The sequence below is a fragment of the Robinsoniella sp. KNHs210 genome, from assembly GCF_000686105.1.
Lineage (GTDB): Bacteria > Bacillota > Clostridia > Lachnospirales > Lachnospiraceae > Robinsoniella > Robinsoniella peoriensis.
Map to the genome: position 1 here is coordinate 1,001,896 of NZ_JMLZ01000002.1, position 15,147 is coordinate 1,017,042.

General features: G+C 43.6%; 14 protein-coding genes. 13 read left to right on the top strand and 1 reads right to left on the bottom strand.

The annotated features are described in order from the left end of the window. Positions 1-196: 196 nt before the first annotated feature. Positions 197-1,360 (bottom strand): iron-containing alcohol dehydrogenase, encoded by a 1,164-nt coding sequence (locus CD03_RS0111265; protein ID WP_027293717.1) that lies wholly within the window; start codon positions 1,358-1,360, stop codon positions 197-199. 375 nt (positions 1,361-1,735) lie between these two features. Between CD03_RS0111265 and CD03_RS0111270 the strand changes: the two genes are divergently transcribed. From CD03_RS0111270 to CD03_RS0111335, 13 genes are all read left to right on the top strand, one after another. Then, the gene (locus CD03_RS0111270; protein WP_027293718.1) at positions 1,736-3,259 is read left to right on the top strand and encodes an FGGY-family carbohydrate kinase; all 1,524 of its coding nucleotides are present in this window, start codon (positions 1,736-1,738) and stop codon (positions 3,257-3,259) included. A 170-nt stretch (positions 3,260-3,429) separates the two neighbouring features. After that, complete coding sequence (locus tag CD03_RS33240) at positions 3,430-4,650, top strand: substrate-binding domain-containing protein (RefSeq protein WP_052377762.1); 1,221 nt, start codon at positions 3,430-3,432, stop codon at positions 4,648-4,650. Between the two features lie 70 nt (positions 4,651-4,720). Further along, positions 4,721-4,885 carry a hypothetical protein gene (locus CD03_RS37805; RefSeq protein ID WP_156042877.1) on the top strand — a complete coding sequence of 55 codons (165 nt, stop codon included), beginning with the start codon at positions 4,721-4,723 and terminating at the stop codon, positions 4,883-4,885. Continuing rightward, on the top strand, positions 4,878-6,371 hold the full coding sequence (locus CD03_RS0111290) for a sugar ABC transporter ATP-binding protein (protein WP_027293719.1): 1,494 nt from the start codon (positions 4,878-4,880) through the stop codon (positions 6,369-6,371). Before CD03_RS37805 ends, CD03_RS0111290 begins: the two co-directional genes overlap by 8 nt. 97 nt (positions 6,372-6,468) lie before the next feature. Further along, complete coding sequence (locus tag CD03_RS0111295; protein ID WP_242849083.1) at positions 6,469-7,470, top strand: ABC transporter permease; 1,002 nt, start codon at positions 6,469-6,471, stop codon at positions 7,468-7,470. A 61-nt stretch (positions 7,471-7,531) separates the two neighbouring features. Further along, on the top strand, positions 7,532-9,073 hold the full coding sequence (locus tag CD03_RS0111300) for a xylulokinase (protein ID WP_027293721.1): 1,542 nt from the start codon (positions 7,532-7,534) through the stop codon (positions 9,071-9,073). A 14-nt stretch (positions 9,074-9,087) separates the two neighbouring features. Then, positions 9,088-10,167, top strand: a complete 1,080-nt coding sequence (locus CD03_RS0111305) for an alcohol dehydrogenase catalytic domain-containing protein (RefSeq protein ID WP_027293722.1) — start codon at positions 9,088-9,090, stop codon at positions 10,165-10,167. 16 nt (positions 10,168-10,183) lie between these two features. Continuing rightward, positions 10,184-10,708: an ureidoglycolate lyase gene (locus tag CD03_RS0111310; protein ID WP_027293723.1), complete on the top strand. Its 525-nt coding sequence runs from the start codon at positions 10,184-10,186 to the stop codon at positions 10,706-10,708. Continuing rightward, on the top strand, positions 10,689-11,726 hold the full coding sequence (locus tag CD03_RS0111315; protein WP_027293724.1) for an alcohol dehydrogenase catalytic domain-containing protein: 1,038 nt from the start codon (positions 10,689-10,691) through the stop codon (positions 11,724-11,726). The genes CD03_RS0111310 and CD03_RS0111315 overlap by 20 nt, the downstream gene beginning before the upstream one ends. 225 nt (positions 11,727-11,951) lie before the next feature. Then, a complete protein-coding gene (gene tpiA / locus CD03_RS0111320; protein WP_052377763.1) occupies positions 11,952-12,737 on the top strand; it encodes a triose-phosphate isomerase in 786 nt (261 codons plus the stop codon). Between the two features lie 150 nt (positions 12,738-12,887). After that, positions 12,888-13,538, top strand: a complete 651-nt coding sequence (deoC, locus tag CD03_RS0111325) for a deoxyribose-phosphate aldolase (RefSeq protein WP_044289901.1) — start codon at positions 12,888-12,890, stop codon at positions 13,536-13,538. A gap of 18 nt (positions 13,539-13,556) precedes the next feature. Then, a complete protein-coding gene (locus CD03_RS0111330) occupies positions 13,557-14,621 on the top strand; it encodes a galactitol-1-phosphate 5-dehydrogenase (protein WP_027293727.1) in 1,065 nt (354 codons plus the stop codon). A gap of 100 nt (positions 14,622-14,721) precedes the next feature. Next, positions 14,722-14,997: a BMC domain-containing protein gene (locus tag CD03_RS0111335; RefSeq protein WP_027293728.1), complete on the top strand. Its 276-nt coding sequence runs from the start codon at positions 14,722-14,724 to the stop codon at positions 14,995-14,997. Positions 14,998-15,147: the final 150 nt, after the last annotated feature.

Sequence of the window (15,147 nt, forward strand, 5' to 3'; positions counted from 1 at the left end):
TTCAATGGACTCCTAATTTTGCATAATGCATTCTGGCATAAGAAAATCAGAATTGCCAATTGATACAAAATATACAAACATGAGAAAGAACCCTATTCTCTTGATATACAGTGCTATATAGCATAATTTACTTTATCTACAATCTGAAACCGGCTGCTGCAGCCGGTTTTTTATATGAAGAAATAATAATTCTGGATCAGGGAGCACTGTCATAATAAGCGTCCATATAAACCTTCTGCACATCTACCAGTGCAGCCTCTTTCGGATTTTCAGGCATTCCTGTATCCTCCAGAGCATGTAAAGACAAAGTCACCACATCAGAAGGCCGAAATGATGTTGTGTTCAATTTAGGAATTCCGATCCGTTGTGATAGTTCGCGGATGTGGCAGATAGCTGCGGCTGCCCCCTGATCTGCCGTCATCCGGGAAGTGTCAATACCAAGTGCCTGACCAATCCGGGAATACCGTTCTTTACATACAGATGTATTGTATTTCATAACATAGGGTAGCAGGATAGCATTTGCAACACCATGAGGGGTATTATAAAAACCGCCCAGCTGGTGAGCCATAGCGTGTACCATTCCAAGACCCGAATTAGAAAATGCAAGACCAGCCATATATTCTGCCCAGCACATGTCGGTACGGGCTTCTATATTTCTGCCTTCAAATACGGCCTTTTCCAGGGACATACCAATTAAATGAATTGCTTCAAGTGCGATTCCATCGGTAAAAGGAAAATTAGATTTGGCAGTATAAGCCTCAATGGCATGTGTCAGAGCATCCATTCCGGTAGATGCCGTCAAAAAGGCAGGCATATCCAGCATCAGCATGGGATCATTAATTGCCAGATAAGAGAGGCAGTTGGCATCAACCATCAGCATTTTTACTTTATTAATTTCATCCGTAACCACATAAGCCCGGGTTACTTCTGAGCCGGTCCCTGCAGTTGTATTAATGGCAATAAGCGGAATACCGGGGTTTTTTGATTTATTCAATCCGTTATAAGCGGCAATATCCCCGCCATTATTAGCAAGTATACTGACAGCCTTGGAAACATCCAGGGAAGAGCCGCCTCCAATCCCGATCATGTAGTCACAGTGTTCCCGGTCAAAAAGTGATTTAGCCTCATTTACGATAGATACGGTCGGATTCGGTTTAACTCCGTCATAAATCGTATAGTCTTTACCGGCACTATCCAGCACATCAGTGACCTTCTTTACAGTTCCAATATCTACAAGCGGCTTATCAGTGACAATAAATGCCTTCTTACCTGATATAAGATCAATGTGCCGCGGTATTTCACAAATACAGCCCTTACCAATCAACGTATGTGCCGGTTGGTACAATTCTCGATAATTCATTTAAACACCCTCCTATACATTTAATAGCATCTCATGAACAAATGATAGTGTAATAAAAACATATGTTATTAAAACTAAAATAGCATAAATTAAATGGAAAGTCAATGAGGCAAGGTTACAAAATGCCAGTAATAGGGTAATAGCAAATCTTTATCGACAAATTACCCAGGGAGAGCTGCTTTAATGATATAAAGCTATAAAATGTTTACTGAATTTTAAGTGTAAAAATTATGAAAATCGACAAAATGCCCTGATATTATAAAAATAATTGCAATTTATATTGACAATGCACAAAACTTATAGTATTATCCATGTATACAAATGATAATCACATAGTTACATATGTTCCTATAATATGTTTGAAAGGACAAGGGAATGAAATCGTATTTTATTGGAATTGATACGGGGACTCAGGGCGTACGGGTTGGAATTGTTGATGAAGATGGTGAAATGCTGATCAGCCATGAAAAAAAGTGGGAAACTTCTTATCCTAAAGTCGGCTGGGCAGAACAAAATCCTATGGATTGGTGGGAGAGCATTCTGGAGGTGCTAAAACAGTGCTCCCGTGAAATGACGGATGAGCAGAAGAAATCCGTGAAGGCGTGCTGTGTCTGTGCTACATCTTCTACGGTACTGGCTATCGATGAACAGGGAAAGCCTCTTATGGATGCCATGATGTGGATGGATGCCAGATCCCGGGAGGAAATGAATGAGATCAATGAAACGCATGATCCGGTTCTGGATTACTGTGGGCAGGAGACATCCTTTGAATGGATGATTCCAAAAGCATTATGGATCAAAAAACACCGCAGGGATATTTACGATAAGTGTTTCCGGCTGGTAGAACAACTGGACTGGATTAATTACATGTTATGCGGAAAGCTATCCAGTTCCATCTGCAATACGACATGCAAATGGAATTACATAGAATCAAAAGGCGGTTACCAGAAGGAATATTTTGAACGGATAGGTTTTGAAGATTATCAGGAAAAAATCGTCACACAGGTAGATAAAATCGGTGAGGTTGTGGGGAAAATAAGACCCGGACTGGCAGAGCGTTTTGGATTTAATCTTGATTTAGTGGTGGTACAGGGAGGAATTGATGCCCATATGGCGATGTTTGGACTGGATGTTATTAAGCCTCATAAACTGGGTATTGTAATGGGAACCAGTTTTGTACATCTGTGTATGTCCAAAGAGAAGCCGGATCTAAAAGGCATCTGGGGGCCTTATGACAGTGCACTGGTAGACGGACTCTGGCTGCTTGAAGGAGGTCAGATATCGGCTGCCGGACTGGTAAACTGGTTTCGGAAAAATTTTCATATCGGAGAAGAAGACGGTAATCCTTATGCCAGACTGCTTCGGGCGGCAGAGGAAGTCGATCCCGGATCTGACGGGTTAACGATTCTGGATTTTTTCCAGGGAAACCGAACACCGTATAAGGATGCAATGGCCAAAGGTGTGATCTATGGACTGAATGTCAAACATACCTGGAAACATATTTACCATGCTGTGTTGGAATCCGTATCATTTGGTACATACAACATTATACGGAATTATGAAACCCAGGGATATAAAATAAATTCGCTGACTGTCTGCGGGGGAGTTACCAAAGACCGTGGATGGATTCAGATGATATCGGATGTAACCGGTAAAAAGATTATTATCAATCGGAACAGCCAGGCAGGGGTATTGGGGTGCTGTGTGGCAGCTGCATCAAAAGGAAGACATTATCATAGTTTTCAGGATGCAGCAGATAAGATGGTAGTGCCCGAAATAGTGATCAAACCCGATATGGAAAAGCACAAATTGTATCAGGAACCATTCCGGAGATATCTGAAGCTTTACCGGAGTTTGAAGGATTTGATGCATGATACCCAGGAGATTAGCCTTATTTAGCATGGTGCTAAATAAATCTAATATATGGCAGACTGCTTCCGGGAGCCTGTTGCAGATTCAGCGATCCGCCACAATAAGCGGAATGCATAATCTTGCAGAAACAGAAAACTTTTCTGACACGCACCAGAATAGCAGCAGCCGCAAATATTCATATTCTAAGGAGGAATAAAATGAGAAGGTACAAAAAGATGTTGGGGATTTTATTAACAGTGGCAATGTCCGTTTCCATGCTGTCGGCATGTGGAGGCACAACGAAGAGTTCTGATGCGGACACCGCGGCAAAAACAGAAGCTCAGGCAGAGACAAAAGCTGCAGAGACAAAGGCAGCAGAAACAAAAGAAGCAGTAACGGAATCAGCAAAAGAAACAGCATCAGAGGCAGTCACGGAAGCAGAGAAAAAAGCGGATGCTTCCGGTAAAAGTTTTAAAGTCGGCTATGTAAATAAGACCTTAAATAACCCATATTTTGTAGCTCTGGATGCAGCCCTCAAAGAAGAAGTCGAATCAAGGGGATGGTCTTATGCCAGCCTGGATGCTTCCGAAGATATTTCCAAGGAAATGGAAAATATGGAAACGTTCGTTTCCCAGAATTATGATTGTATTATTATGAACTGTGTAGATTCCGAGGCCTGTCTTCCGGCGATTGCAAATGCAACAGCAGCAGGTATTCCGGTAATCAATGTAGATAATGCCTGCGATACATCGGCTGATAATATTACGACCGTTTGTTCCGATAACCTGAGAAACGGAAGAGCAGTAGGACTCTATGTTGGTGAGCAGTTCGGGAAAGACCCGATTGTATCCGTACTCCTTTCCGGTGTAAAAGGTGCGGTGGTATCTCAGGAAAGACGTACCGGTCTTATGTGCGGAATTATTGAACAGAGAACAGGCTGTACGGAAGATGAAGCCTGGGCTGCAGCAAAAACAATGGAACAGGAGCTGATGGACAAAGGTAAAGCTGAAAATGCGGATGCAGATTTCAAGATCAACGGCCAGGGCTGGGGTAACTGGACTGCAGATGAAGGTCTTCCGGCAATGGAGGATTTACTGGTAGCAAATAAGGATATCAACCTGGTATTAGGTGAGAATGACAATATGTTATTAGGCGCTATGACTGCTATTGAAAATGCAGGCTTAACCGATAAGATTAAACTCGCGGCAGCAGCAGACGGACAGAAGGAAGCAATCAAACTAATCGCAGATAATACGGGTTATATTGCTACCGGGGATAATAATCCAAAGACGGTTGCGGCTATGGCTATGCAGGTTGCAGACGATGTTTTACTGAATGGTAAGACAGCAGACGATTATGAGGATATCACGCGGACACCGCCTCTTTGTTATACCATTGAAAATGCAAAAGACTACTATGATGAAAATGCGGCATTTTAACAACATAATGTAAGGCAGGTGTAATTCACCGCCGCAGGCAGCGGGTTTTGCCCCTGGCGGCAGATGCCAAATGGTTCCTCAAACGAGTCCGTTTGGTTTGCTGCCCGCGGGAATAAAGGAATCAAAAATGGGGGTGTTGTGTCAGTTTATCAGAAGAAAGATAACGATGCGGCATCCCCAAAAAAGAAAAGCAGCAGAAACACAGAAAATGATGAGGAGTGTAGGCGATGGGTAGTGAATATCGGGTTGAGATGGAGCATATTGACAAAAAGTTTGGCGGCGTCTATGCACTGAAGGATGTTTCTTTGCGGGTAAAGCCAGGAGAAGTCCATGCTTTAATCGGAGAAAACGGTGCAGGAAAATCTACTTTGATGAAAATCTTATCCGGGGCGGTTTTACGGGATGGAGGGACTATTCGGATTGACGGGCAGGAGGTAAAGATCACCTCTCCAAGAGAAGGGAAAGACCTGGGGATTGCAACGATATACCAGGAGTTTATGCTGGCGCCTCATTTAACGGTTGCTGAAAATATATTTATTGACCGGTTAAATCAGGGCGGAGCGGCTATTCGGTGGAAAAAATTAAATAAAGATGCTTCCGAAATATTAAAGAAGCTGGGATTTGGAGAAATTGACCCGAAACAAAAGGTTGCGGAATTGTCGGTGGCATATCAGCAGGTTGTGGAAATCTGCAAGAATCTCAGCCGGGATGCAAAGATTCTGGTGCTGGACGAACCAACTGCAGTGCTGACATTTACAGAAATTGAAAAACTCTTTTCACTGGTGAACCTTTTGAAAAAAGACGGAGTCAGCATCATCTACATATCCCACCGGTTGGAAGAAATATTCCAGTTATGCGACACAATAACGGTATTTAAAGACGGGAAGTTTGTAAAAGAGCTTTCTACCGGAGATATCGATAAGCATGGGCTGATCAATCTTATGGTCGGTCGGGAAATGTCTACCCTGTATCCGGAGAGAAAAGTGAAGCTGGGAGAGGTGGTTCTGGATGTGAAAAACCTGAACTGCGGAAATATGGTACAAAATGTGTCTTTTTCTGTTCGGGCAGGTGAAGTGCTGGGATTCAGCGGACTGGTGGGGGCAGGAAGGACAGAGACTATGCGTGCCGTATTTGGAATAGACCGTAAAGAAAGCGGTGAAATTACGCTGGCGGGGGAAAAGGTGTCGTTTAAGGCGCCTAAGCATGCAGTGGAACGCGGGCTGGGATTCCTGCCCGAAGACAGAAAGCAGCAGGGGGTACTGCTAAATCAATCCATACGTATTAACACGACCCTTGCTTCCCTGAAACAGGTAAAATACGCCATGGACGTTATCAACGGAAAAAAAGAAAAACAGACAGTAGAAAATATCCTGGGGCAATTGTCTACGAAATATGCATCCATGGAGGATGATGTATCCAGTCTATCCGGAGGCAACCAGCAAAAAGTGGCTCTTGCAAAATGGCTGGCGGCTGACTGTAAATGTATGATACTGGATGAGCCTACCCGTGGAGTGGATGTCGGGGCAAAGGTAGAAATATATAAAGTAATTAATGATCTGGCGGGACGGGGAGTTGCAATCGTCATGATCTCTTCGGAGATGACGGAAATCATCGGAATGTGCGACCGGGTTATCATTATGAGGCAGGGCAGGGTTACCGGCGAAGTTGCCAGAGAAGAATTATTTGAAAATGTGCTGATAAAATACGCAATGGGGGTTTAAGTGTAAGCCGGCTTGAGGTTTTCATGGATTTAGGTTTGAAAGAAAAATATGAAATCGAAAGGAAGCCACATTTTGATTCTTTCAAATTGATTTAGTTGTGGCAGTACAGCAGGCATGCCTGCTGTATGCAATGGGTGAAAAAATGAATACAAAAAATAAAGCTGCAAAATTATTTGTCAAACATAATACTTATTTTATGCTATTGCTGTTAGTGGTTATCTGTATCTGCATATCGCCGGATTTCTTTACCTTACAGAATATCATTAATATCCTGCGCCAGTATTCAGGTACCACCGTTGTCTGTATGGGGATGTTGTTTGTAATTCTGACTGGGGGAATTGATTTATCTGTTGGATCTATTCTGGCACTTGGAAGCGTAATGGTGGCATTTGCACTGACAACCCACAGTCTGGGTATGGGAGCTGCAATTCTCCTACCGGTTCTGGTTGGGTGTGTATTAGGTGCAGCTACCGGATTTCTGGTATCTTATGCCAAGATGGCAGCCTTTGTGGCTTCATTGGCAATGATGACCATTGCAAGAGGTCTGGCATTTGTTATATCCAATGGGCAGCCGGTGCAGACACCAAAGGATACCATTGGTAAATTGGGTGTAGCGATGATCGGGGGCGTGATTCCATGGCTGGCAGTCATTGCGGTAGTTGTTATTTTGATATTTGCGTTTATTCATAAGTATACTGCTTTTGGACGTATCATAGTTGCCATAGGAAGTAATGAAACGGCCGTAAAATTAGCGGGAATCCGTGTAAACCGGTATAAAATGTCCGTGTATGCTATCTCCGGAATCTGTGCTGCTATTGGTGGCATTATCGCATCTTCCAGAACGGCTATCGGAACACCGATTATAGGACAGGGATTGGAACTGGATGCTATTGCAGCCTGCGTGATTGGGGGCGCAAGCCTGTCGGGCGGAGAAGGGTCCTGTATTAAGACCGTTGTAGGTGTACTGGTGCTGGCACTGATCAGCAATATCATGAATCTGCTCGCAGTTCCTTCTTATCCCCAGGATATCATAAAAGGCATTATTATTATCATTTCTGTGCTATTACAGGGTCTTACTTCTAAAAATAAAACAGTCTAGAGTGTTATAAAATAGCTTTCTAATAGCTGTACGTCATGGTTTGACAGAGAGGAGCATTGCAATGAAAGATATTTTACTGATGGCAGTGGATTTGGGCACAAGTTTTATAAAAGTTGGAGTTTATGATACGGACAGTACGTGTATTACCCTGGAGACAGAACCGGTAAAAGATTATAGACCGGGTCCCGGCATATTTATACAAAAGGGAGAAGAATTATTAGCCTCCGTAATCACCTGTATGAAAAAAGTATGTGCAGCACTGGAGGGAAGGGCAGAATGTATTGAAGCCATTGCCTTTACCGGACAGATGTCAGGGTTCATGGGAGTGGATAAAAACTGGAATGATATCACCACCTGGTCCTGTTCTCTGGACAGCCGGTATATGCCTTATGCAGAAAAACAAATGGAAAAACTAAGAGATCCATTTTTATGTATTGGGGGAACGAACTTTCCCCAAATGGCACCAAAATATGAGTGGTTCAAAATGGAATATCCGGAACAGAGCAAAAAGATTGCAAAATATCTGATGATCAGTGGGTACGTAATTGGAAAATTAGGAGATATATCCGTGGAAGATGCGGTAATAGACAGATCCTTTACCCAGTGGACCGGACTTGCTGATGTACAAAATGACAGATGGTCACAGGAAATCTGCAGGGAGATTGGACTGGATGAGAAATATCTGCCTAGAATTGTGAATTCTAACCACATCTGTGCACGGCTAAATAAGGAAATGGCAGCAGCGACGGGATTAAAACAAGGGGTTGTTCTGGTATCCGGTGCAGGAGATAAGCCTGCGGGCTGTCTGGGGGCTGGAATTGTAAACTATGGAGATATGATATTTGAAGCTTCGTCCTATGGAGAAGTGAGCTGCTGTGTCAGTGAATATCGTCCGGATATGGATGAAAGGCGTCTGGATGTCATTCCATCAGCGGTACCGGGAGAGTTTTATGCCACTCATTTTGCAGCAGGTTCCGGGATTACTTTAGACTGGTTTATGAATACTTTCGTAAAACAGGCAGGAATCAGTACGAAAGAAATGTTTGCAGATATGGAACATAAAATGAGCAGCATTGCGCCGGGATGCAATGGTCTGATGGGAATCGGGCTGCTGGGCGGCAGCTCTATGCCGCTTGATGGTTCACTGCGGGGTATGTGGATGGGATTCGACTGGAGCCATTCCAAAGAGCATTTTTATAAAGCGCTGTTAGAAAGCTTTACCTATGATTTTACCCTGTGTATGCAGCGAATGGAAGAACTGTATCCGGAATATGAGCTTGATCATGTCCGAATCATTGGAGGGGGCGCCAAATCGCCGGTATGGACGCAGTTGTGTGCCGATGTCCAGGGAAAGCGATATGAGGTTCTGAACCGGGAGGATGCTGCCATGTGGGGAGCTGCAATTCTGGCTGGAAATGCCATAGGTGTTTTTCCGGATTTAAAAGAGACCGCATTAAAGCATGTGAAAGTAGAACGGGAATTCCTACCGGATTTAACAAAAAGAGAAGCGTATATGCCTTACTTGCATTTATATAAGGATTACATGGTGGAGCTTCATGATTTCTATGAGCGGATAGGACAATTATCCAATAATATGGTATAGAAGGAGAAGGAATTATGGCTAAGACAGTAAAAACAATGAAAGCACTGGTTGTTTACGGAAAAAATGATTATCGGCTGGAGTCAGATTATCCGGTACCGGAATTAAAAAAGGGTGAGGTACTGATTAAAGTGGAGGCTTGCGGTGTGTGCGCGAGTGATATTAAAAACTGGCATGGAGCAGAAGGTTATTGGGGAGATGGTAAATCAGAGCCCTGGGTAAAAACACCGTTTATTCCCGGGCATGAATTTGTGGGAGAAGTAGTCGAGGTGGCTGAAGGTTACCAAGGATGTGCAAAGGCAGGTGACCGGATAACCGGTGAACAGATTGTACCCTGCGGGGAGTGCATGTTCTGCAGGACCGGGCATTATTGGATGTGTGACCAGGCAGATATCTTTGGATTCCGTGCCCACGTCAATGGTGCCATGGCGGAATATATGATATTGCCTGAAAAGACAAGGATTTATCAGATTCCTAAGGATCTGGAATTAGAAAAAGCCATCTTAATTGAACCGTACAGCTGTGCAAAGCACGCAGTGGACCGTGCGGATATTTCCAATACCGATGTAGTTGTAATTTCCGGAGTGGGAACATTGGGGCTGGCAATGGTTAATTATGCGAGATTGAGAAGGCCTAAAAAGCTCATTGCAATTGATATGAAGGAAGACAGGCTTGCGATTGCCAAAAGTTTTGGTGCGGATGTCTGCCTCAATCCGTCAGAGTGTGACGTAGTAAAAGAGATTCAGAGCATGACAAATGGTTATGGCTGTGATATTTATATAGAAGCAACGGGACATCCTTCCAGTGTGCAGCAGGGTTTAGATGCCATACGGAAATTGGGGAGATTTATTGAGTTCAGCGTATTCGGACAAAAAGTAAGTGTGGATTGGTCTGTAATCGGTGATGGAAAGGAACTGGATATTCTGGGAGCACATTTAGGACCTTACTGTTTTGATGTGGTAACGGAATGGATTGCTGATAATACCATTTATACGGATGGTGTAGTGACTCATACATTTTCCCTGGATCAGTGGCAGCAGGCTTTTGAACAGAATGCCAAAGGAGATGGATCTCTTAAGGTTGTTATAAAACCATGATAATGGAGGAATGAAAATGATTACAGTACAGGCAGAGCAGTTAAGCAAAGAGAGTTTTGATATATTTGGCCAGTTCCATCCTATGTGCGCAGAGGAAGGCGCATGTTTTGGAGATCAGAATTTTACGTTTTACCGCGACAGTATCCGCATGGTACCGCCGGTATCAGCACTTGCATTTTCAACCCTCCAGGTAGAGAGGTCAGTCCGGTTCCTGGTTCCGGCACTGGAATATCATGATCACACGGCTGAAATCATGATGCCTATGGATGATGATACCGTATTGTGCCTTGCGCCTGCAGGGAATACCGGGAGACCGGAAACCGGAGACATACGTGCATTTTTTATACCCTGTGGTACCATGATCCATTTGAATCCCGGTACCTGGCATTACATGCCCCAACCGTTAAACAAGGAAGAAGTTCATGTCCTGATCGTACTTCCGGAACGCACCTACTGGAATGACCTGACAGCGGTAAACTTTGAAGGGGATAGCTTATTAACCGTCAAAACAGGAGGAGACTATGAAAGCATTTGTTTATAATGGGGATAAAAATTTTCGTATCGAAGACAGGGAAAAACCGTCTGCATCTAAAGATACGGCAGTGATTAAAATAGAAGCTGCATCTATCTGTGGAACGGACGTGAGAACTTATGCCAATGGAAACCCAAAGATCACTCCAGGCAGGATTATCGGGCACGAGTGCTGCGGAAGAATTGTAGAGATCGGCAGAGAAGTGCCGGGATTTGCACTTGGGGACCGGGTTCAGATCGCGCCTGCGATTGGATGCGGTGTGTGCAGGCCCTGCCAAAAAGGGCATACGAATATGTGTGACCATTTAAGGACAATCGGTTTTGAATTTGATGGAGTTTTTGCAGAATATATGGAGATACCTGCCGATGCCTTTCACCAGGGGAATGTCAATAAGGTGAACGAGCATGTGACGGCAAATGAAGCGGCGCTTGCAGAACCAATGGCATGTGCTTACAATGCACAGCAAATATGCAATATCAAAGAGGGGGATACCGTTGCTGTATTTGGTTCCGGTTTCATCGGCTGTTCCCATGCAGAACTTGCATTTGCAGCGGGGGCATCTAAGGTCATGATGATGGAAGTATCGGATTTTCGCATCCGTCAGGCACGGGAATTAATCCCGGATATTATTGTCATCAATTCTAAGACGGAAAACTGTTATGACAGAATTATGGAAGAAACAGACGGCAATGGGGCGGATGTGGTAATTACGGCATGTTCAGTTGGACAGGTACATACGGACGCACTGAAGATAGCAGCAAAGCATGGCCGGATCAGCCTGTTTGGAGGAATACCGGGAGACGGAAAGGGATTTTTAGACTCCAACGATATTCATTATAAAGAACTGGGGGTCTTTGGTGTTCATGCTTCCACCAGCAGGCAGAACAGGGAGATATTAGAAAAAATAGCCAGGAGACAGCTGCAGCCGGAAAAATATATTACGAAAGAATACCCATTAGAAGAAATCCTGGAAGCTTTTGAACATTTGAAGGCGGGCCGGATTCTAAAAGCAATTATCCACCCATAAAGATTTCAATGGAAAGTATTGCTTAAAGGAACATTTGTAAACCGTTAAATGATAAATAGCAAAGAATAAATCAGTTAATTCAGTATAAGACAATGCATATAAATTGTGTCAGGATAAGACAACGCATATAAATTGTTGACTTTAAATATGCGTTGTGTTATTATAATTTTAAAGTAACATAATTTACTATAGCATGAACAAATGTAAATAGAAAGCTGTGGATAGATGATAGATAAGGAAGAATTAGAAAGAATTATCCGTGATACCATCCAAAGATATCAGAAAAAAAAGCCCATAATTGCAGTAAACTGGAAGATGAATATGACAATAGCGGAGGGAAGGAAATTTTTAGAGGATCTAAAATATATTCCGGATGTACCACTTGTCATTTTCCCGCCCTTCACAACATTAGCAGCATTAGCAGAGGAGTTTTCCGGGCGTCATATTCTCATGGGAGCGCAGAATTTCCACGATCAGCCGAGAGGTGCCTTTACCGGAGAGATTTCTATTCCCATGCTTCGTGAGCTGGGGTGTACGTATCTGATGGCAGGTCATTCCGAACGGCGAATATACAATTATGAGTCGGATGAGGAAATTAATCGAAAAGTGTTTTCCGCTGCACAGGCATCTATGGAAATCATGCTTTGCATTGGGGAAAGTATGAAGGAACGCCAGGAAGGCATGTGGAAAGAGACGCTTCGCAGCCAGCTTCAAAAAGATCTGGCAAGACTGCCCTGGGAGGCGGTTTCAAAATTACATATCGCATATGAACCTGTCTGGGCGATCGGGACAGGTGCAAGTGCATCGATAGAAGAGATTCATGAAACACATGTATATTTAAAAGGAATTATCCGGGAGATCTTAGGTGCGGAAGTGCCAGTACTTTATGGAGGCAGTGTAAATGAAAAGAATGCGGCAGCCATTGGCAGTATTCCTTCCGTAGATGGATTTTTAATTGGAAGTGCAGGGATTCATGCCGGAAAATTAAACCACATTCAGGAGAGTGTCTGAAAGTTCAATGTGCCGTAAGATAATATATTAGGAAGAGAGGACATACATATGGAAATGGAACAGTTGGTTGCAAAAATTGCAGATGAGATTTTAAGAAAGCTGGAAAGCCAGGGAGGGCTGAAATCTTCCCCGTCCGGATCTATTGCAGGTATGATAGACCATACGCTGCTGAAACAGGATGCAAACGAAGAACAGATCAAAAAATTGTGTGAGGAAGCAAAAGATAATCATTTTTGCTCAGTGTGCGTAAATCCCGGATACGTTCCCCTTTGCTATGAAATGCTGAGAGGGACAGACGTAAAAGTATGTACCGTCATCGGATTCCCGCTAGGTGCCACTACAACGAAATCCAAAGTTTTTGAAGCGAATGAAGCCATCGAAAACGGAGCGAATGAAGTAGATATGGTGATTAATGTAGGGAAAGTGAAATCAGAAGACTGGAATTTTGTAAAAAAAGATTTTTCAGATGTGGTTACTGCTGTACATGGAAGAGCAATTGTAAAAGTAATCCTGGAGACCTGCCTGCTCACGGAGGAAGAAATTGTACATGTATGCCAGATCTGTAAAGCGGCAGGTGCAGATTTTGTAAAGACATCCACCGGATTTTCCACCGGAGGGGCTACCGCAGCTCACGTGGCACTTATGAGGAAAACGGTTGGGAATGAGATGGGCGTAAAAGCATCCGGCGGTGTAAAGAGTGCAGAAACAGCCAAAGAAATGATTTCGGCGGGAGCAACAAGGCTGGGTACCAGTTCCGGTATTGCAATCATAAATGGTTTGACCGGAAGCAGTAATTATTAAAGGAGAGGAGTGAAGGAAATGGCACAAAAAATGAGGGCTGTAAGATTGTTTGCACCAAAAGATATCCGTTGTGTGGAAGTAGATGTACCCCAGATTGAAAAGGATACCCAGGTTTTGATTAAGGTAAAAAGCTGTGGGGTATGCGGATCTGATATTCCCAGAGTTATGGTAAAGGGAACCTATCATTTTCCAACTACAATAGGGCATGAGTTTGCAGGACAGATTATAGCCTGCGGTGATAAGGTGAAAAACCAGCTGGATGTGGGGGACCGGGTATCGGTTATGCCTTTAATTCCATGTGGTGAATGCCAATACTGTAAAGTAGGGCAGTCACATCTCTGCGACACATATGACTACTATGGTTCCAGAAGAGACGGTGCAATGGCAGAATATATCGTGGTAGAGTCAGAAAACTGTCTTAAACTCCCATCCGGAGTAGATTACGAAGAAGGTTCCTTTACGGATCCCGTATCGGTAGGACTGCATGCAGTGCGGAAAACAAAAATAGAAGCTGGAAAATCGGCAGCAGTATTCGGGTTGGGAGCCATAGGCTTTATTACGGTTCAGTGGCTGAAATCCCTTGGATGCACAAAGGTAATTGCTGTAGATGTATCCGATGACAAGCTCCGTCTGGCTAAGCGGCTTGGTGCCACAGCCGGTGTAAACGGAAAAGACCTGGACGCAGTAAAGGTAATTAAAGAGTTGACAGGAGGGGAAGGGGTAGATATTGCAATCGAATTTGCTGGTAGTAAATATACCCATGTACAGGCAGTAGCTTCCTGTAAGAAAAATGGCGAGGTCGTATACGGCGGTATCACTTATGATGATGTAACGTTCCCCAACAGTGTCATAGCATCTATATTAAGAGGGGAACTGACCATTCACGGAAGCTGGAACTCATCCATTAACCCGCTGCCGATTAACGAATGGAAGAGTGCCCTGGAATTTATACATACCGGACAGATGAACGTAGACCCGTTAATTACCCACAGGGTGCGCCTGGAAGATTGTAAAGAAGTATTTGATATGATGTTTAACCGAACAGAGGTATTTACGAAAGTACTCTTTAAACCGGAGATGTAACGGGTGGACGGTACATTATGCAGAAAGCATTTTTAAGAAACATCAGGAGCGGGAAATTTGAGATATTTAATAAATAGAAACCAAGCAGGAGGATAAGTAAATGACACAGGAAGCGTTAGGATTAGTAGAAACAAGAGGTCTGGTAGCGGCAATTGAAGCAGCTGATTCGATGGTAAAAGCTGCAGATGTAACATTGGTGGGATCAGAGAAAATCGGATCCGGATTAGTTACGATCATGGTACGGGGAGATGTGGGAGCGGTGAAAGCTGCAACTGAAGTGGGAGCTCAGGCAGCAGGAAAGCTGGGGGAACTGGTTGCGGTACATGTGATACCAAGACCTCATGGTGATGTGGAAAAGATATTGCCCCAGGCATAAATTCCAGACAATATAAGATAAGGACAAAAGGCAGGGTCTTGAGATGGAAAGCCCTGTCTTTCTTATTGTTCATTATTGGATATAAAACAGAACTATGTTATAATACCTAAATAATATCCAAATACTGTCCTTTTATATAAAATAGGGAGA